18 protein-coding genes are annotated in these 17,984 nt (G+C 41.5%); 8 read left to right on the plus strand and 10 right to left on the minus strand.

Annotated features, from left to right (window positions below):
• Nucleotides 1-16 precede the first annotated feature (16 nt).
• From RM368_RS21630 to RM368_RS21640, 4 genes are all read left to right on the plus strand, one after another.
• On the plus strand, nucleotides 17-385 hold the full coding sequence (locus RM368_RS21630; protein WP_322695936.1) for a hypothetical protein: 369 nt from the start codon (nucleotides 17-19) through the stop codon (nucleotides 383-385).
• Between the two features lie 242 nt (nucleotides 386-627).
• Complete coding sequence (locus RM368_RS38825; RefSeq protein WP_322670231.1) at nucleotides 628-789, plus strand: DUF6888 family protein; 162 nt, start codon at nucleotides 628-630, stop codon at nucleotides 787-789.
• A gap of 8 nt (nucleotides 790-797) precedes the next feature.
• Nucleotides 798-1,004 (plus strand): DUF6887 family protein, encoded by a 207-nt coding sequence (locus RM368_RS21635; protein WP_322695937.1) that lies wholly within the window; start codon nucleotides 798-800, stop codon nucleotides 1,002-1,004.
• Between the two features lie 294 nt (nucleotides 1,005-1,298).
• On the plus strand, nucleotides 1,299-1,841 hold the full coding sequence (locus tag RM368_RS21640) for an REP-associated tyrosine transposase (protein WP_322695938.1): 543 nt from the start codon (nucleotides 1,299-1,301) through the stop codon (nucleotides 1,839-1,841).
• A 220-nt stretch (nucleotides 1,842-2,061) separates the two neighbouring features.
• Here the strand turns inward: RM368_RS21640 and RM368_RS21645 are convergent, their stop codons facing one another.
• Nucleotides 2,062-4,182: an SUMF1/EgtB/PvdO family nonheme iron enzyme gene (locus tag RM368_RS21645; protein ID WP_322695939.1), complete on the minus strand. Its 2,121-nt coding sequence runs from the start codon at nucleotides 4,180-4,182 to the stop codon at nucleotides 2,062-2,064.
• A 4-nt stretch (nucleotides 4,183-4,186) separates the two neighbouring features.
• Nucleotides 4,187-4,579: a hypothetical protein gene (locus tag RM368_RS21650; protein WP_322688446.1), complete on the minus strand. Its 393-nt coding sequence runs from the start codon at nucleotides 4,577-4,579 to the stop codon at nucleotides 4,187-4,189.
• Nucleotides 4,580-4,852: 273 nt separating this feature from the next.
• Between RM368_RS21650 and RM368_RS38830 the strand changes: the two genes are divergently transcribed.
• A complete protein-coding gene (locus RM368_RS38830; protein ID WP_416211971.1) occupies nucleotides 4,853-4,954 on the plus strand; it encodes a hypothetical protein in 102 nt (33 codons plus the stop codon).
• Between the two features lie 252 nt (nucleotides 4,955-5,206).
• On the opposite strand, the gene RM368_RS21655 is transcribed toward RM368_RS38830, so the two are convergent.
• The 3 genes from RM368_RS21655 to RM368_RS21665 all read right to left on the minus strand — a co-directional run bounded on the left by RM368_RS21655 (nucleotide 5,207) and on the right by RM368_RS21665 (nucleotide 7,294).
• Nucleotides 5,207-5,374 carry a hypothetical protein gene (locus tag RM368_RS21655; RefSeq protein WP_322695940.1) on the minus strand — a complete coding sequence of 56 codons (168 nt, stop codon included), beginning with the start codon at nucleotides 5,372-5,374 and terminating at the stop codon, nucleotides 5,207-5,209.
• Nucleotides 5,367-5,645, minus strand: a complete 279-nt coding sequence (locus RM368_RS21660; protein WP_322695941.1) for a hypothetical protein — start codon at nucleotides 5,643-5,645, stop codon at nucleotides 5,367-5,369. Before RM368_RS21660 ends, RM368_RS21655 begins: the two co-directional genes overlap by 8 nt.
• Before the next feature lie 134 nt (nucleotides 5,646-5,779).
• On the minus strand, nucleotides 5,780-7,294 hold the full coding sequence (locus RM368_RS21665; RefSeq protein WP_322695942.1) for a phenylacetate--CoA ligase family protein: 1,515 nt from the start codon (nucleotides 7,292-7,294) through the stop codon (nucleotides 5,780-5,782).
• 169 nt (nucleotides 7,295-7,463) lie between these two features.
• Between RM368_RS21665 and RM368_RS21670 the strand changes: the two genes are divergently transcribed.
• Nucleotides 7,464-9,155, plus strand: coding sequence for a serine/threonine-protein kinase (locus tag RM368_RS21670; protein ID WP_322695943.1), 1,692 nt, complete (start codon nucleotides 7,464-7,466; stop codon nucleotides 9,153-9,155).
• Nucleotides 9,156-9,243: 88 nt separating this feature from the next.
• Nucleotides 9,244-11,418, plus strand: coding sequence for a serine/threonine-protein kinase (locus RM368_RS21675; protein WP_322695944.1), 2,175 nt, complete (start codon nucleotides 9,244-9,246; stop codon nucleotides 11,416-11,418).
• A 138-nt stretch (nucleotides 11,419-11,556) separates the two neighbouring features.
• Here RM368_RS21675 and RM368_RS21680 read toward each other — a convergent pair whose 3' ends face one another.
• The 4 genes from RM368_RS21680 to RM368_RS21695 all read right to left on the minus strand — a co-directional run bounded on the left by RM368_RS21680 (nucleotide 11,557) and on the right by RM368_RS21695 (nucleotide 14,472).
• Complete coding sequence (locus tag RM368_RS21680; protein WP_322695945.1) at nucleotides 11,557-12,054, minus strand: TauD/TfdA family dioxygenase; 498 nt, start codon at nucleotides 12,052-12,054, stop codon at nucleotides 11,557-11,559.
• 42 nt (nucleotides 12,055-12,096) lie between these two features.
• Nucleotides 12,097-12,435 carry a hypothetical protein gene (locus RM368_RS21685; protein WP_322695946.1) on the minus strand — a complete coding sequence of 113 codons (339 nt, stop codon included), beginning with the start codon at nucleotides 12,433-12,435 and terminating at the stop codon, nucleotides 12,097-12,099.
• A 129-nt stretch (nucleotides 12,436-12,564) separates the two neighbouring features.
• Complete coding sequence (locus RM368_RS21690; protein WP_322695947.1) at nucleotides 12,565-13,182, minus strand: NUDIX hydrolase; 618 nt, start codon at nucleotides 13,180-13,182, stop codon at nucleotides 12,565-12,567.
• Nucleotides 13,183-13,269: 87 nt separating this feature from the next.
• On the minus strand, nucleotides 13,270-14,472 hold the full coding sequence (locus RM368_RS21695) for a phosphoglycerate kinase (protein ID WP_322695948.1): 1,203 nt from the start codon (nucleotides 14,470-14,472) through the stop codon (nucleotides 13,270-13,272).
• Nucleotides 14,473-14,561: 89 nt separating this feature from the next.
• Here RM368_RS21695 and RM368_RS21700 point away from each other — a divergent pair, with 89 nt between their 5' ends.
• Entirely contained in the window at nucleotides 14,562-14,972 is a 411-nt protein-coding gene (locus RM368_RS21700; protein ID WP_322695973.1) for a universal stress protein, read from the plus strand.
• A 170-nt stretch (nucleotides 14,973-15,142) separates the two neighbouring features.
• On the opposite strand, the gene RM368_RS21705 is transcribed toward RM368_RS21700, so the two are convergent.
• On the minus strand, nucleotides 15,143-17,683 hold the full coding sequence (locus RM368_RS21705; RefSeq protein ID WP_322695949.1) for a type II CAAX prenyl endopeptidase Rce1 family protein: 2,541 nt from the start codon (nucleotides 17,681-17,683) through the stop codon (nucleotides 15,143-15,145).
• Between the last annotated feature and the right edge of the window lie 301 nt (nucleotides 17,684-17,984).

Below are 17,984 nucleotides of genomic sequence, written 5' to 3' on the forward strand. Positions count from 1 at the left end.
GAAACAGGAAAACTATATGACGCAACGCAAACGAAACTCCATGTCGCTGACCAAAGCTGAACGACGGATTGAAGGAATGCAGACAATTAACCCTGAGTTAGACTTTAGTAATGGGTTTTCAATTGCTACTTACAACACTAAAGTAGTTGAGTTAAGAGAGAAGCTAGCCGCTTATAATCAAGCACAAACAGTAGTAAATAAGACACACAACGCATTGATAGAAGCAGAACGAGAGTTGAATACTTATTCTGAGCAAATGCTGTTAAACGTTGCATCTCACTATGGCAAAAATAGTGATGAATATGAGATGGCTGGTGGAACGCGCAGGTCAGACCGCAAGAAACCACGCCCAGTAGTAAACCAAACAGTGGCATCTGTGAAGTGATTGTTTGGACTCGCCGCTTCTTTAGATAAGAGTGCGTTGACCTTTGTGACAACGCACTATTAAATAATTCGTAATTCGTAATTCGTAATTCGTAATTAAGTTTTATGATGGGGATTTAGATTCGATATTTGATGGCGAGATTGAAAAACACTGCCTTATCAATTTACAACATAGATGGTTTGATATTTTCCCCTTACCTGCTATTCTGATTCCAAGCTATGGGGTTATGAGGTATACAAATCTTGCCAACTGCTGAACAAGGCATCAGGTGTGTCATACTATGTCAATCTTTGACCAATACATTCACTCCTATTTACATTATCCGCCTCAATGAACAAACAGGTAATGTGTTTATTTTGGCAGGATATAACATAGAGATAGAAATCTATCGCAATGGTCTTTAGAGGTTCTTGTGATTGAGCCAGACTTTAGCAGCATGAGCAAAACCGAGTTAAGAGCCTTCGTCATTGCTCACCCCGACAACAAAGCAGCGTTTCGTGCTTTTGTTGACCGCTTTACATCTGAAGCGTCTCCAGAGACTTTTGACATCTCAAAATCGAATGCTGAGATTGAAGAAGTTGAAATTTTGATTAAACAAAAATTAGAACAATTAAGATAAGCTGAATTTTAGGATTTTAATTAGTCCAGCGATGTCTACGACGGGCTACGCCTTCGCACCAATAAGGATGGAGATGCTGAGTGCGATCGCAAATAGGCTAAAGGTATTGTCAAACCCCAAATTAGACTTAATTGTAGGTTGGGTTGAGGAACGAAACCCAACATCTACTTTAGTTTATTAGATTGCCACTCACTCATTTCTTAACTCACATCTCAACAGAAATAAATTGATGGTATCCTTTATACCAATACTTTGATATGAAAAGCGAAATTCAACCACCATAAAATTAACGCAATGCAATATCGCCGAGCCACAATCGAAGGTGGAACTTACTTTTTTACACTCGTAACATATAAAAGACAAAGACTATTATGTTTACCTACTAACGTATGTTTATTAAGAAATGTTTTTCGGCATGTAATGCATCAACACCCATTTATAATTGATGCCTTTGTTTTATTACCTGATCATCTGCACTGTATTTGGACATTACCACAGGGCGATTGCAATTTTTCTACTCGTTGGCGTTTGATCAAAAGCTATTTTAGTCGCCAGTGCATTACTCTATCACAGGAAAACCTATCTACCTCTAGGCAAAATAAAAAAGAGCGAGGTATTTGGCAGCGTCGTTTTTGGGAACACTTGATTAAAGACGAGGTAGATTTTAAAAATCACCTTGAATATATTCATTACAATCCTGTCAAACATGGTTTAGCGAAAGCTCCACAAGATTGGGAATATTCCAGTTTTCATCGTTCTGTTCGTCAGGGTATGTATGATATTACGTGGGGTGCTGGGCAAGAAATTGTATTTGACTCTGATATTGCTAAAGAGTAGATATTATCTAAATCGTAGGTTGGGTTAAACGAAGTGAAACCCAACATCAGCGTTGAGTATTGTGATGGGTAATGTTGGGTTTCGTTCCTCAACCCAACCTACTAATTACTTTGGGGAGTACTCACGCCACAGCCACCACTGCGGCGGACAGGGAAGACGAAGGAAAAAGAATAAGAAGTGCAGAGGGCAAAAGGGGAAGAGTGTAAAGGGCAAGGAATCCTCACGCCACAGCCACCGCCACCACGCGAAAACCAACATTGTTGTTACGATTCGCGCGCGCGAGCCAATAGCGACCGACAGAACGGCAATTCCTGGCACCGTTGACCCAACTACCGCCACGCAGCAGCCTAATGTTATTATCTTTACCAGTCAGCCACGCACTACCATCTTTTGGCGCACCCTGGTAATTGTCATTACATACATCTTGACACCATTCCCATACATTACCATGCATATCGTATAAACCGAAAGAGTTTGGTGGAAATTTTCCTACATTTGTTGTTTCATTACGATATTCACCTTTTGGAGCAGAACCGTAGGGAAAGTTACCATTGTAGTTAACTAAATCTGTGGTAATCGTTTCACCAAAATAAAATGGCGTCTTGGTTCCAGCCCGACAAGCATATTCCCATTCGGCTTCACTAGGTAGTCGATAGGTTTTTCCTGTCTTTTGGGTCAATTTTTTACAAAATTCTACTGCATCATCCCAACTCACATTTTTTACAGGTCGTTTCTGAACTATGATCTCACCTATGGAGTTGGGAGAAATATTATACATAATTGCATTATACTGTGCCTGGGTGATTTCATATTTACCCATGAAAAACCCAGGTACTTTTACCTGATGCTGTGGACTTTCATCTTTCTCTCTTTCTGCTTCTTTTTCCGGTGAACCCATCATAAAGGTTCCCCCTGGTATCTGCACCATTTCCAAGGTGACACCATTCCCTAAGTTTTCAACAAAGTATTTCGCTTCCTGTTTACGGCGGTTGGCGATATTTCCCTGTGCATTGACAGTCACCGTTTCAAATGGAAAGGTTTTTAAGCTATTGGAGGAAACGTCAGACGGGTTCGGGTTACTAGGAAGTCTTGTTATTTCTGGTGAAGCTGCTGGTGTAGATGCTGGTGTAGTTTCTCCTGAATCAGACCGCCAGATGCGAGGTACTACAATTGCCAAACCCAACCCAGCACCCGCAAACCCAACAATTTGAATCATCTTTCGCCGTGACCGGTTAGGTAATATTGGTTTTTTTGATGGTGAAGAAGGTGTTGAAATAGTAGATGTTGCAAATTGTCCTGCACCAGAAGTTTGAGTATTAGTAATTGGTGAGGTTTCCTTGGGAGGTGTTTGAAGAAGTTTACTTATAGGTGTATTTGTGACTGACTTAGATGCTTGTGGAATTGTTTGCTCAGGTAAATCAGGATTTGCAGAACTATTTCGCAACCGCTCAATTCTTTGTAAACCTCTCACTGCATCCATATCTTGCCCTGAAGCCGCAGCTAATACCCGAATCCATAATTGCTCTGCTAAATCTAAATTCCTGTTTACTTCTGCTTGGTAAGCATCATTTTTCAACGTGGCGATATCTGCTAGAGTTGCATATCGTGGTACAAGTATTAGGTGGGATTTATTCACAGGTTCAGCAATAAGATAAGGCGTTTGCCTTGTATTCTTATACTGGCGAACCAGTTCAGGCACGCGAAACTTAAGATATTGATCCAATCGTTCAACAGTAGCGCATTTACCTTGAATTCCTAACCCTTCTAGTAATGCAGTAGTAAAAGCACCTTGTTGTAAAGCCTCAATTTCATAAGAATATTCTTGGGGAATACAAGAAAAAATGCTGATAACTCCTTGTTGACGTGCTTCTTCTGCGGTTTGTCGCCCAATTCCTTCACCTGTTTTTTTACCTTCATTGCGACAAGCATCCAGAATCAAGACAACATTATCAGCACCGCAACGACGCAGGCGTTCAGTCACAAAGTTAATCGCAATTGCCGTATTTTCAATATCCTCTGGATCGCCATCACAGGGCATGAGATAATCACGGTCAGCGTATCTTATCCCATGACCACTGAAGAAAAACCAGAAATTATCGCCTGCTCCCATAAAGGGATTTTCAAATAACTGTCGCAAAACTCGCAGCAAGTTAGTGCGAGTTGGGCGAGTCGATTTTCCAGCAAGTTCCGGAGAGTCATCCGAGAAGAAGAATATCCGCTCAAAACCGGCTTCATTCCCCAGAAACTCCTGCATTAACTGTGCATCCCGCTTGGCATAGTTTAGCGGTTGCAGATAATCATACTGGTTAATTCCGATCGCGATCGCCCAATTTTTTGCCATCTCACTATGGTTCTTGGCGCTTGAACTTCAGCTTAATTGCTCCTTTAGTCCCAGCTTTTGCACCATTGCCAATTAATTTAACTTCCCCATCTGCACTAATTTCTACCGACAACTCAATTTCATCTAGCTGCATCTTGGAGTTGACTTTTGCTTGCTGTTGGGCTTGACTAAACAAATTCCCCACAACTTTGAGAAAGTGAGTCATATTTTGCTCTAATGTTTGAGCGCTAACCTTAACCGCATCTCCTACCCCTTTGCTAGCAATACTTTCCCTGATAGTTTCGTCTCCCCAACCGCGTGTATTACCACTCCCGCCTTTAGCACCATCAGGAATTGCTATTTGCGGCGTTTCATCGGTAACAATCCAAATGCCGTCGTCTTGAGGTGTTTCTGACATATTACTTTAAATATTTAGATGAAATTTTCCCATAAATACAGATACAAGGGTAGAGATAGCGATTCCGATTATTAAGAAATTTCAGTTACCCTGAAATTTCACTGAATATCTTGGATATTGTACCAAATACCATAGAGATGCCGAAATGTTTTACAGTCAGCTTCTTTTTGCCTCATTGAGATACTTCAAAACCAGCTTTACCCATTAGCAGTTAATAATTTAAAAGAATGCATCAATCAGAAAGAAGAAGACGGTTCTCAATTTATACGTAAAATATATTGCTACGAAGTTATTTGGAAGTGCGCCCAAAGTATGCTCTACCTAGCTTTTTATCAAGCTTGGCATCAACAAGAGAAAGTGAAAGATGGAGAGTAGGAAAAAAAATACTTCCTCCAGCCAAAACATAAGCGAAATGTAGAAGCAGCAATCCCTTGCAAAGACGCGATTCATCCCATCTCGTAAGCGTCTCGTAAATCTATCACGTCCGATATTTCCGCAATCCAGGGAATGCGTCGCCCCTAGTAAAACAGATATCGTAAACAGAATGAAAATGCGTAGGCGTAGCCCGCCGCAGGCATCGTTTTCGCGATCACCTCGATGAATTAATTAAGCGATCGCCTTTACGGTTCATATACCTCGCTGCGATGAGCGATCCTTCAGGGCTTTAATGTTGGGGTGCGATCGACGAGGAGTTTGTTCTAGCTGCTGCAAACATCGGGCAATTTTCTTAGCAAGGGCTTTGTCAGCATTGACATAAAATTCCTGGACATCGGGATGAAGAAGAACTTCATACATCAGAGCGAAGAGTTCTCCAGGGGGTGTATTGGGCTTTAGGCGTTACTGATGAGTGCTTAACTCGCTCTAACAATCCAGGAATTGCCAAAAGTTCTTGGGTTGCAGCTTCGCTTTCAGCATTTGCCAAATAAGCAGCAAAATCAGTCAGCACTTGTAATCGTTTTGGAGATAGTTGCTGGAGTAAGTCATTAAGCTGTTGCTGTAACTCTGCAACAGAAATTAAATCTGCTGATGATCCATCATCCATCGGAGAATTATGGGTAGTATTCATTGCCTACTTCAGAATTTTCAGGTTTAGTTTTTATTATGCCGCAATCATGGAGATGATAGAAGCAACTAGCTTTTATGCTTCACTTTTAACCTCAGTCCCCTGCTATAATTGAAAACTATTTATTGTTGCATTTTCTATTGACGCGTATAACGATGTTTCACTCCAATCGGGAAATATTCAAAATCACCCATTGGCGCTAATGTAACCTGTGGTGTTTGATATTCTGCCGGAACATAATTAGCAAACTCGCTATTTAGACGTAACAATTGTGAAAGAATAGAAGAAGCGATCGCAAGTCTTTGGGCTTCACTACCCTCTACCCCGACTGCTAATTCCACAACTACAGATAAAAATCGATTCTTATCAGCATCTTCTTTCACCTGCAACACGAATTTACCTGTCACCCATTCTTGAATTCCTGGTTGTTCTAATCCCACCGTCACATTTTCGGGATAGATATTTGCACCAAAGTAAGAAACTGTAAAATTAGAACGCCCAAAAACATAAACAAAAGGTAGCTGATGAATACCTCTTGGTGATTCTTGAGTATCAGAACGGAGATTTTCCAGCGGATTAAATCCCCATTCTGTTAAAAATTGCAGCATCGCATTATAACTAATTATCCCGCCAGTATCCAAAATGTCATAACGCACTAAGGGAATACCGTTATCTCCCGAAAACAGCAAACCACCATCTTGAGCTTCAAAAAAGCGAGTGAAAGGATCGTATTGTACTAGCGTGGGTAAACGCGATTCTCCAAATAAAGCTCTGGCTGCATCGGGATTTTCTGCTAAAAAACGGCGAATACAGATACTTAAGGGTGTTTCATTACCCAAAACTCCCGCATCCGCAGTACCGTAAAGTGATGCAAAATCATAACAAGGATTTCGCGAACCAACTCTTTGAGCAACTAAACTCCGCCATTCTTCACTAAATACTTCTCCCGCCATCACCAATTTAATCTGATATTGCTGCCACTCCACACCACGAGCGATACCAGTATCAATCACATCTTTTAAAAATGGCGGATATCCCAATAACACCACTTGCTCAAAACCTGAACCAAGTTCTTGGACAACTCGCAAGATTTCTTCTTTATTGTTACCAGGAGTAATTACAGTGATAGGATAACCTTTGCTAGCAAGATAACGACAGCAATTCGTAGTAAACATCCCACCCACCCAAGTGCCTAAAGTGAAACAAATCACTGCTAGAGTACGTCTGGTATCTGTATAGAAACTATCGTGAAAAATCTGTTCAAAGCGTGTGGCGATTTGGAGTTCATCTGTGAAAAAACGAGGCCAAAATGTCGGTTTCCCACTAGAACCTGATGAAGCAGCTATCATGTCGCACTCTTGGAGTTGTCCGTTACGGCACAAGTCAGCTAGAGGATAACGCAGTATATAATTTTGTTTAGCGATCGCTGGTAGTTTTTGAAACTCCTCTAAGGTTTGAATAGTCGCGGGATTAATTTCCCTTTCTGCTAAAAACGCCTTGTAGGCTGGTACATTCGCCGCCACATCGTGAAATAAACTCAAAGCTGCCGAAGTTTGAGTGTTGAGATGCCTTTGCAGTAGAGTTTCTAGGGGGGTAGACAAAAAATCTTCAAATGCTTTAATTACTTGCTGATGTCTTGATTTGCCGTTCATGACACTTGCTTATTTATCCTGAAGTAGAACCAACACCGTTTAAAATAATTCGTAATTCGTAATACTCGTCTTCATGCGAGAAGCAAGCTACGTAATTCGTAGAATATCCGAAAATGAGGGTATGTGCGTTGTAGTCATTAAATAAAACCTTAATTTATCCTTCAGCACCATGCAGCTCTATTGCAGTAAACAACACACAAATAATGGTAGTAACCGCTTTTGCACCCATTGTGGCGAACCATTACCTCTTGCTGTGGGACAGGTTGTGGATAATCGCTATCAAATTATCCGTCATTTAGGACAGGGCGGCTTTGGACGCACTTATTTGGCGGAAGATATCAATAAATCTCATCAAACCTGTGTGCTGAAGGAGTTTGCACCCCAAGTACAAGAAAATCAAGATTTACAAAAAGCTAAAGAGTTATTTGAGAGAGAAGCGAATGTCTTAAAAAAACTCCAGCATCCACAGATTCCGCGTTTTCACGCCTCGCTACAAGTGAAGATAGGCACTAAAGATTTTTTCTTTTTAGTGCAAGATTATGTGGATGGTGATAACTACTACCAGTTATTAGAACAGCGTGAAAGTCAAGGAAAAACCTTTAGTGAAGAGGAAGTAATCATCCTCCTGCAACAAATTTTACCTGTATTATCCTACATCCACTCACGAGATGTAATTCACCGTGATATCTCTCCCGATAATCTCATCTGGCGGCGTTCTGATAATCTACCAGTGCTAATTGATTTTGGTGGCGTCAAGCAATTGCCAGCTTCTCAAGGTTTTTGGCGTACCAAGTTGGCTGAAAATAATACTTTGCTGGGTAAAAAAGGCTACGCTCCAGAAGAACAGCTACGGCAGGGCAAAGCATTTTTTAGCAGTGATTTATACTCTTTAGCGGTAACATCACTGGTGTTACTCACAGGTCAAGAACCGCAGAAACTATACGACAGCTATCAGGGAATTTGGAGGTGGGGAAAAGAAATCCGAGTTAGTTCCCAACTCGAAACGGTGTTAAAAAAGATGCTGGCTTATCGACCGAGCGATCGCTACCAACGAGCCGAGCAAATCCTCAGAGATTTACCATCGCCAACTGCAACTAAATCTTCAGGCAATTATATTACCACCAAGATCAAGACGATGGTAGTTGCTCCGGGAAGACAACGCGCCAGTGCTGTGATGAGCAGATTCCAGAGGCAAACACAAGCAATTGTGAAACCGGCATCTTTCCCTGTTTGGATTCGCCCTTTTGTGATGAGTTTAGGGGGAACGGCTTTAGTTGGATTAACTTTAGCAGCGGGAAATGCAGTTATTCGGGCGGTAACTTCAATCACCATCCCATCAATTTCATTACCTTCATTACCGCAAATCCCACAGTTTCCAACTGGTAAACCAGCTGGTGACAAAGGAAAAAATAGCGACCTCCAGAAAATTATCAGTCGTCGTCAAGAGTTAGAAATTACTGAAGGATTTTTTATTCGCACAGTAGATGATTTATTTTATACAAAAAAACCAGAATTAAAAGGACGTAGCCTGACATCTAAACCTGAAGATGCTGGTTTACGAGATGAATGGTCTGATATTGCCGATAATTTATTAGATAAACTAGAACAGGCTGACCTCAGTACAGCAGCTCGTCGGAAATTGGGTAACTATAGTCAAAAAGATTACGATACATGGAGACAACAAGCGCGATCGGGGCAGTTTGGCAACTATACAATCGATCAGTTGACCAAAGACACAAATGAAAAATTCGATCGCTTGTTTCCCGATCAGCAGCGTAAGAAACTCAATCAACAGACTTTTGGTCAAATTTGGTATGCGATCGCAGCCGATCGAGTCAGTAAAGTACAATCTGGCAAATAATGCGACTGGGGACACTTCGACAAGCTCAGTGCATCGCTGGGAACTGGGGAAGAGTAACAAATGACAAATGACAAATGACAAATAACAAATGACAAAAATATATTGTTCTAAAGGACATGAAAATTCCCCAGGTAGCCGCTTTTGTCTCCAGTGTGGTGAGAATTTGTTGGATACACCCATGAGTTATAGTATCCAACCAGGAATGACTTTAGGCGATCGCTATGCGATCGTGCGTCAAATTGGCCAAGGTGGCTTCGGACGCACTTATTTAGCTGAAGATGTCAACCGTTTCCGCGAACTTTGTGTTTTAAAAGAATTTTCCCCTCAAGTTCAAACTGCTTACGTTGTCGAAAAAGCTGAAGAACTGTTTGAGAGAGAAGCGAGTGTTCTTTATAAACTGCAACATCCTCAAATTCCCCGTTTCCGAGAACTGCTGCGGCTGAATTTAGGGGGCAAAGAATATCTATTTTTGGTGCAAGATTATGTAGAAGGGGAAACTTACAATTCTTTGTTAAATGCCCGGATACAACAGGGTTTGCGCTTTACAGAGGCGGAAATACGCCAATTGTTCTTTTCAATTTTGCCAGTGTTGGAATACATTCATTCACTAGGAGTAATTCATCGAGATATTTCCCCAGATAATTTAATGCTTCGGAGTGTTGACAAACTGCCAGTTTTAATTGATTTTGGCGGTGTCAAACAAGTAGTAGCAACCGTGGCTTCCGAATATTACCAACCCGGTATGGTAGCACCTCCGCCAGCACCAACCTTATTAGGTAAAATCGGATTTGCGCCCCCAGAACAAATGCAAACTGGGTTAGTATCCCCCCACAGCGACTTGTATGCTTTAGCCGCAACAATGTTGGTTTTACTGACAGGGAAACAACCCCAAGAATTAATTGATACCTATACTCTCAGTTGGCAATGGCGACGGGAAGTTAATCTGAGTCAAGATTTGGCACAGGTATTAGATAAAATGCTATCTGCTAGACCCAGCGATCGCTATCAATCAGCCCGTCAAGTACTCCAAGTTCTCAACTCACCCCCAGCGAATTATCCGCCAACTCAATATCCCACTCCACCACAACCCACAGCCGCCACCGTCGCCGTCTCCCCACCTCCCCCAGCTTCTCCAACCCCTCCATATCCCTCATATCCCTCATCTTCTCCCTCTTCCTCCTGGTGGACACCAACAAAAACCTTCATTGTGGCGGCGCTAGTAGTTGGGAGTGTGGGATTAATTTGGTGGGGATTGAATGGCAGACGAGATGTCGGGCAAATCGACCCTAATCCTACAGCCAGCCCCATTCCAACTAGCGAACAACCAACCGATCCTTTAGCGCAATATTCGCCAGCAGAACGAGAACGCAAAGAAAGATTAAGCGATCGCCGTCAACAATTGGGTATTAACTCTAACTTCTACGTGAACTTGGTGAATCAAGTTTTTTGGGATAGAAATCCCAGTTTACAAGGACGTACTCTCAGCAATGGCCCTGAAGATGAGAGTTTGCGCGCAGAGTGGGATAAAACAGCTTCGGAATTACTAGAAAAGCTTGCACCACTGAGTAATAATGCCCGCCAAAAACTAGGAACTTACACAACTGCTGAACGCGATCGCTGGAAAGCAGAAGTTAACAAAATCAATGTTGGTAGCCGTTCATTGTATGATTTGGGAGATAATGCATTCTTAAGTGTATTTCCTGAGCAGCGAGGTAAAAGTTTCCAAGGTCAGCCCATTGGACAAGTTTGGTATGGATTTGTTAGCGATCGACTCAGTGCAATCCTTGACGGTAGCGCTTTCCAGAAACTTGTCTTCGATCCTGGGGCTACTGGCAAAACAGTCAATGGTACTCTCCAACCTGGTGGTGGTAAAGTATTCATTGCTGGACTTGCCAAAAACCAATCTCTGGATTTGAAGCTAGAAGCAAATTCCCAAGTCTTGTTATCAGTCTATTCACCCTCTGGCAAAATTCGATTTTTAGAAGATTCTACCAAGCGTAGTTTGTCAACTAAATTACCAGAAAATGGATTTTATGAGTTTGTTGTAGTTTCCACAGCAACGAAACCAGTAGATTATCAACTCACTGTTACAGCAGAAAGTCCCACAGTTCCCCCATCACCAACACCCACGCCCACGGAAACATCCACACCGACACCAACACCCACGCCAACGCCGACACCTACGCCCACACTAACACCCACACCTACAGAAACCTCCACACCTGAATCTACACCAATACCAACTCCTGAGACAACGCCCTAGTACCGCAAGGCGGAATTAAAAATTAAAAATTAAAAATGTTGGGGAAAGGTTAAAGGTTAAGGGAAAATTCCATACCTTTACCCTTTACCCCTTACCCTTTTCCCCACAATGCCAAGAAGTCTATTGTAGTAGTGTCTTTCAATCTGTCTGCACTACACCTAAACGCAACGCAATTCGCTGGTGTTTGGTTGGATCGTAAGGTCTACCTCTGTGCATCACTTGTGAATTATCCCAAAAAATAATATCTTCTGGCTGCCAAACATGAGAGTAGACTGGCGTACAATCTAGAACAGTCCTAAACAAATCTTCCCAGAAACGTTTTGCTTCTTCTGGTCGATCTTCCATACCAACTGCGATCGCAGTGTCCGAACCTAAATATAATCCCTTTTTACCAGTGACTTTGTGAGTGGACACAATGGGATGCAGTTTCTTCGGTATATCAGTATCTACATTGGGTTTTTTAGAAAACATTGGTGGCGAGTGATACATCGACATCTGCTCTAATTGCTGCTGATGTTCAGGATCTAGGTTATTGTAAGCTTCTACCATATCGAGGAACTCAGTAGTGTGAGGTTGCCCATCTACACCTTCCGGCACTTGTATTCCATAAAGCATTACAACATATAGTGCGTTCATATCCAGTCCCTCTGTAATAGGGAGACCATCTTTATCATGATGCTATTGCCATGCATATTTACCGGCTGGATCGGCAACCGGTCCTTTAGGATTACCCAATATATAGACATATTGGCTTTGTAAGTCTGGACTAATCTCAGGATCTAATGTTTTCGGAGGGCCGCCAAACATAAAATCGCCAAAAGTCTGCTTGGCAAATTCTTTTAATTGTTCTGCGGTAAGCTGTTGCTGTCTAACGACTACAACGCCATGTTTCCAAAGTGATTCTTTTAATTCACGCGACTCTATTTCTGTGAGGCAGTTAAGATTGCAACCGCGCAGGACTTCAATTCCGAGTCTTGGGTGGTGCTGGATTGTTTGTTGTTGAGTAATTTGAATCATTGCTATGCATTTATTTTGGTAGCAAATTATCGGATCAAACTATATAGTTAATTAGTGTAAATAGGAAATTTCTGTAGTAGTATCTTATCTAAAAAAGTTGCCCAAGTATATTAAATATTGAAGGGACTACTAATCAAAGTCTGTCGGTAAATTTGGTTGGCGATAATGTTGAAAAAGTCGATTTATTTGTGCTGGTGTCACACGTCCGAGAGAAAGTTCTGGTAACGCACCTTCAGGAAAAAAACCTACTTCTTCAGTTTCAATACTTGATGATGGAGAACCACCAATAAGTTCACAGTGAAAAAACAGCTTGTAGATATAAAACGGTAATGGTGGATGTCCCTGTTTGTTTCTGTCATAGACTGCTAAAAGTTTGATAGCGCGTGCTTGATATCCCGATTCTTCATATACTTCTTTCACAACTGCCTCACTGGGCGACTCACCAACATCAGCCCATCCACCAGGTAAAGTCCAGCAGCCGTCTACTCGCTCCTTGACTAACAATATAGTATCGTCACGAAAAATAGCCGCCCGCACATCAACTTTGGGAGTTGCATATCCGAGTTCACGGCTAAATAAATCGAGGACATAGCTATGTTCTACATTTGAGTAACTCGCCATGATTTCCGTGGCGATCGCTCGTAATTGTTTGTAACGTTCGATATCAAAAGGGTTTTCAGAATAGGTTATACCATTTTGAGCGATCGCTTGTAAATTTTGCGCCCATTCCAGCCATTTGGTTTCCACAGTTTTTTCTCCTATCTACATTAGAGGCGCACATCTGTGCGCCCCTAACGATGGTTTAATTACCTGAAAATTGCTGTAACGTCTATATTAAGCATCATCTAAAGCTGCAATTCCAGGCAATACCTTGCCTTCAAGTAACTCCAAGCTAGCGCCGCCGCCGGTGGAGATGTGGCTCATTTGGTCGGCTAAACCAACTTTTTCCACAGCCGCTACCGAGTCACCACCGCCAATGATGGTAGTTGTGCCAGTTTTACCGATTTCGGCGAGGGTATGAGCGATCGCTTCCGTACCTGCGGCAAACTTATCAAACTCAAACACACCCATCGGCCCATTCCAAATTACCGTTTTGGTATCCGCAAGGGCATCTTGGAAAACTTTTACTGAGTCTGGGCCAATATCCAAACCCATACCATCATTGGGGATGTTCTCAATGCTGACGGTTGTCGCATTAGCATCAGGAGCAAACTTATCTGCTGATACTATATCTGTAGGTAACAAGAAGGTAACACCCCGTTCCTTAGCCTTAGCTTCCAAAGACTTCGCTAGTTCTAGCTTGTCTTCTTCTACTAACGACTTACCAACATTCAAACCACGGGCTTTGTAGAAGGTGAAAATCATCCCACCGCCGATGATTAGTTTATCGCACTTCTCCAGCAGTGTTTCAATTACGCCTATTTTACTGGAAACCTTGGAACCGCCAATAATTGCCGCCAAAGGACGTTGGGGATTTTCAATGGCGTTTTGCAGATATTCCAATTCCTTCTCAACCAAATATCCAGCCACAGAAGGACTGAGGAATTTAGTCACACCTTCAGTAGAAGCATGGGCGCGGTGTGCAGTACCAAAAGCATCATTTACATAAAAATCAGCATTAGCTGCCAATTTTTCTGCAAATTCTGGATTGTTTTTCTCTTCTTCTGGGTAAAAACGGACATTTTCCAGTAGCAGCACTTGGCCATTTTGCAGGGCGCTAACTTTAGCTGCAACTTCATCACCAATGGAGTCATCAGTTTTAACGACTTCTTGCCCCAGTAACTCCGACAGACGCTTGGCAACGGGAGTTAGGCGTAATTTGTCATCCACACCCTTGGGACGGCCAAAATGGCTGGCGAGAATGACCTTAGCTCCCTTCTGCGTCAAATCTTGGATGGTTGGTAGAGCGGCGCGAATGCGAGTATCGTCAGTAATATTGCCTTGATCGTCCACAGGCACATTAAAGTCAACCCGCACTAAGGCACGTTTCCCAGAGATATCAGCCGAAGATAAACTTGCTAAACTTTTTTTGGACACACCAAACTCTCCTGATTGCCTTTTTGTTATTGTTTTGAAAGTAGAACCATCAAGATTTTACCGGAGTCAGGGGTACCCAAGTGACAGATATATTTAAGACGGTATTATTTCCTATCGACCAAAGCCGGGAAACGCGGGAAGCTGCTGATGTTGTTACCAACGTAGTCAAAAAGTACAGCAGTCGCTTGGTGCTGCTGTCTGTGGTAGAAGAACCACCTCCAGATGCGCCTAATGCAGACGATCCGATGGTGTCGCCAGAGGTAGTTGCAAAACTGCTAGAAAATGCCCAATCTTTATTTTCTGGGCAAGGAATTCAATCTGAAACCCTAGAAAGGCAAGGCAAACCAGCTTTTACGATCTGCGATGTCGCTGATGAAATCGGGGCTGATTTAATTATCATGGGCTGTCGGGGGCTAGGCTTGACTGAAGAGGGAGCGGATGATAGCGTTACCACTCGCGTGATTAACCTTTCCCCTTGCCCAGTGTTGATTGTGCCTTAGCAGTGTGTTGCCGAATACTAGTTGTAGTGCGATCGCTAATAAAAAGTTTTGCGGTTGTTGTAAAAAGGGGGCTGAGGAAGGTTGTCCTAGATTTAGTAGTGCTAAATAAAGGCATCAAGTTTTAGCCTTAAGCAAGCATTTTTGACTCCTACCTCCTGCCCCCTGCCTCCTTAAACCTTAGCATTCTGAATTTTTTGATGATTATCTAATTTTCTGATTCCTCCAAAAACAATTAACCAAACTACTACAACAACCCAGTGAATTAAAACGATCGCAAATAAAGATCCTGTGAGCGTATATGCAATAGTACAGATAATTCCCAAAAATGCCGCTAAAACAAGAAAAACACGATTAAAAAATGTGGTAATTCCAGCTTTAAAAAATGTTTTAGCATTCAAGGGATGATACAAAATAAATAATACTAAACTCACTATTGCCCACAAAGACCATTGGAACCAACTGGTAATTTCGTTAGGATGAGGAAGCAAAAAAACGCGAAAAAAGAGTTCTTCCACAATTGCAGGTAAAAATAAGCAACGCAATATTAACAAGCATTTATCAATCCAATTTGCAGACCAAATTTCTATCTGTAAAAATCCAAATTTCCAACCATAAGGTAGAGCAAGAATACTATAAATTATCAGCAGTACAACAATAACTAACCAATCTTTGAACCTCGGAACTACTAAGGACGCTAAAACGCGATTTAAAAGAATTGAAAGTGGTGAAATATTGGTAAAAGGAATCTTAATTTGTCCTAAAAGTGCTGTTGGGGCAATGGGTGTAATATTAGGTTCCCAACCACCAACTTGATTAGTTCGCAATACTTGCATAGTTGCGCCATGTTTTAAAAATATTGCGGCGAGATCGTCGTGTGCAAGTCTAGGCATTATTGTTCGCCATGTTGTCAAACCAGCCCAAATACTACGATCTTGAAATGGTTTCGTCGTTTTTCCTCTACCCGTACCTGCAAGTATACCTGCTTGACTTTGCCAATCAGCGCGAACTATACCCAAGGGTGCTAATTGTTGTTCCAAAGATTGACCTAATTCAACTAGCTGCTGAAAGCGTAATGTTTGCGGGTGATTGGGGTTGGTGCGTATCCAAGTTTGAATTTGAGGAGTTGTAGTAACTTGGTTTTTAATTGCTAATATCGCAGCATAAAGTGCTTGGTTTGAGTCTTGGACGCATGAGGTAGCAGGTGATACCATTGCCCCACCAGTTCCATCACCAATCCGATAACGTGCCATTGTTATCTGTAATTGTTGCTGGAATTGCTTTAAAGGCGAAAGTTTGACACCATCAAAATCATAATCCTGCGTTACAGGGTTGAATTCGATCAGAATATCTGATACTGGACGTGTTGCTAGCCAACCACGTTGTAAATTACCCATGTAATCAGCCCATGTATGCGTTCCGGCAATAATTCCATCAGGGTTATGGGCATAAATTTGCTGGTATTTAGTCTCGAAGCGTAATTCCTTAGTAAACTCATCGCGGACAACTTCTGCAATTCCAAAAGCGAAATGTCCGGTGATAGTATAAGGTACTCCTAATGGTTCAGCTTTACGTCCGCCAATTCCACCAAATAGGTGTAGAACAATAGCTTTATTGCCTTCTTGCCATTTTGATATAGATTGATTTTGTGAATTTTGTGTTTCTCCAGGTGTTAATAATACAGTATTGAATTTACCTTTATTGTTCTCAGTATTTTGCCAATTTACCTCTTGGATGTAATTTAGACCTAATTCTTTACCAGTAATAATTTGACGGGGTTGAATTTGCAACAGAGAACGAGGTGCAAGTGCGCGTACCGTAAATACGCCCTTTGCATCGGCAGCGCCATAAATATACCAACCATCTTCACCCGCAGGCGATCGCTCGATTTGCTGCGAACTTGAAGGAGCGAAATTTCGCGAATCTATTACTTGTTGGGGAATGCGAATAGTTTCTTCAATACCATCAAAGTTATTTGAATTAGGATTATAATGTTGTACTAAAAAATAATCGTTAAACTGCTTTTTATTTGAAAATAAACTAGTTTTATATTGAGATTCAATCGGTTTAATTATTTTTACCAATCCATAAAATCTACCATTTGCCAAAACAGGTTCGCGTTCAATTTGCAAAATAGATTTTTCTTGATTTGCATCAATGATTGTAGTTGAATCTAAAACAACAATTGTTTCATCATCAGGATTTGCACCAGCCAAAGAGCGTAAAATCCCTACCTGACGAACTCCATTTAGTCGAAAAGGATGAATATTTCCTTGTTTTTGACTTTTAATCACTTCAGGAGGAAAATTTATATCTCGCGTTACCGCTTGATCCAAAGCAAGCAAATCTTTATTGTTTTTCCATTCCAAACGCACAATATTCCCTACCAATTCTTGTGCGTTGGGTGGTGCATATTGCACTTCCATCCATACCCAATCTAAACCATCTTGTAATTGCTGTTTTGTTGGTAAAATTAACCTTCCTACCCAATCGCCAATAGGTTTATAAAGGTTTGTAGATAGAATTTTTGAAATAGGGTAAAAACTAGATTGATTAAAGTTCTGTTGAATATGGCTCGCGTAATTGCTTTCTTGTTGTACTAACTGGGTTAGACTTGGGAAGAGTTGCCACACTGCAATTACTACTACGATCGCTAGCAGTAAAAATCTCGTAAATAGTAGCCTTGCTTTTTGACTCAATCTACCGAAAATCATATATTACCAGTAAGTTTTAGTTGCCGATTATCTTAGTATAAATACACTGTTTTGAGTCTCTACTGTAATGCAGGGCTATTTTATTTCATTCTAAATGTAGGCGATATATAAGACATCTGATGAAATTAAATATGCTTTACCTAGAACCTTTGGAGAGACATAGTAATGCTACGTCTCTATATTCTTTTTCACCAAATATCTCATAAAAGATTGCTATTTACTCGTAACAGTCTCCAAGCTCTAGGAACACCGTGACTAGAGGATAGTTGCTCTTGCAAAATCACGTAGATGTTACTTTCTT

It is taken from the genome of Nostoc sp. DedSLP03, assembly GCF_034530815.1.
GTDB lineage: Bacteria > Cyanobacteriota > Cyanobacteriia > Cyanobacteriales > Nostocaceae > Nostoc.

Bases quoted from the DNA above. Each gene is read 5' to 3' on its own strand.
- RM368_RS21680 (WP_322695945.1), bottom strand. From the start codon at position 12,054: ATGAACGCACTATATGTTGTAATGCTTTATGGAATACAAGTGCCGGAA.
- RM368_RS21630 (WP_322695936.1), top strand. From the start codon at position 17: ATGACGCAACGCAAACGAAACTCCATGTCGCTGACCAAAGCTGAACGA.
- RM368_RS21650 (WP_322688446.1), bottom strand. From the start codon at position 4,579: ATGTCAGAAACACCTCAAGACGACGGCATTTGGATTGTTACCGATGAA.
- RM368_RS21645 (WP_322695939.1), bottom strand. From the start codon at position 4,182: ATGGCAAAAAATTGGGCGATCGCGATCGGAATTAACCAGTATGATTAT.
- RM368_RS21705 (WP_322695949.1), bottom strand. From the start codon at position 17,683: ATGATTTTCGGTAGATTGAGTCAAAAAGCAAGGCTACTATTTACGAGA.
- RM368_RS21640 (WP_322695938.1), top strand. From the start codon at position 1,299: ATGCAATATCGCCGAGCCACAATCGAAGGTGGAACTTACTTTTTTACA.
- RM368_RS21675 (WP_322695944.1), top strand. From the start codon at position 9,244: ATGACAAAAATATATTGTTCTAAAGGACATGAAAATTCCCCAGGTAGC.
- RM368_RS21685 (WP_322695946.1), bottom strand. From the start codon at position 12,435: ATGATTCAAATTACTCAACAACAAACAATCCAGCACCACCCAAGACTC.
- RM368_RS21655 (WP_322695940.1), bottom strand. From the start codon at position 5,374: ATGTATGAAGTTCTTCTTCATCCCGATGTCCAGGAATTTTATGTCAAT.
- RM368_RS21660 (WP_322695941.1), bottom strand. From the start codon at position 5,645: ATGAATACTACCCATAATTCTCCGATGGATGATGGATCATCAGCAGAT.
- RM368_RS21665 (WP_322695942.1), bottom strand. From the start codon at position 7,294: ATGAACGGCAAATCAAGACATCAGCAAGTAATTAAAGCATTTGAAGAT.
- RM368_RS21670 (WP_322695943.1), top strand. From the start codon at position 7,464: ATGCAGCTCTATTGCAGTAAACAACACACAAATAATGGTAGTAACCGC.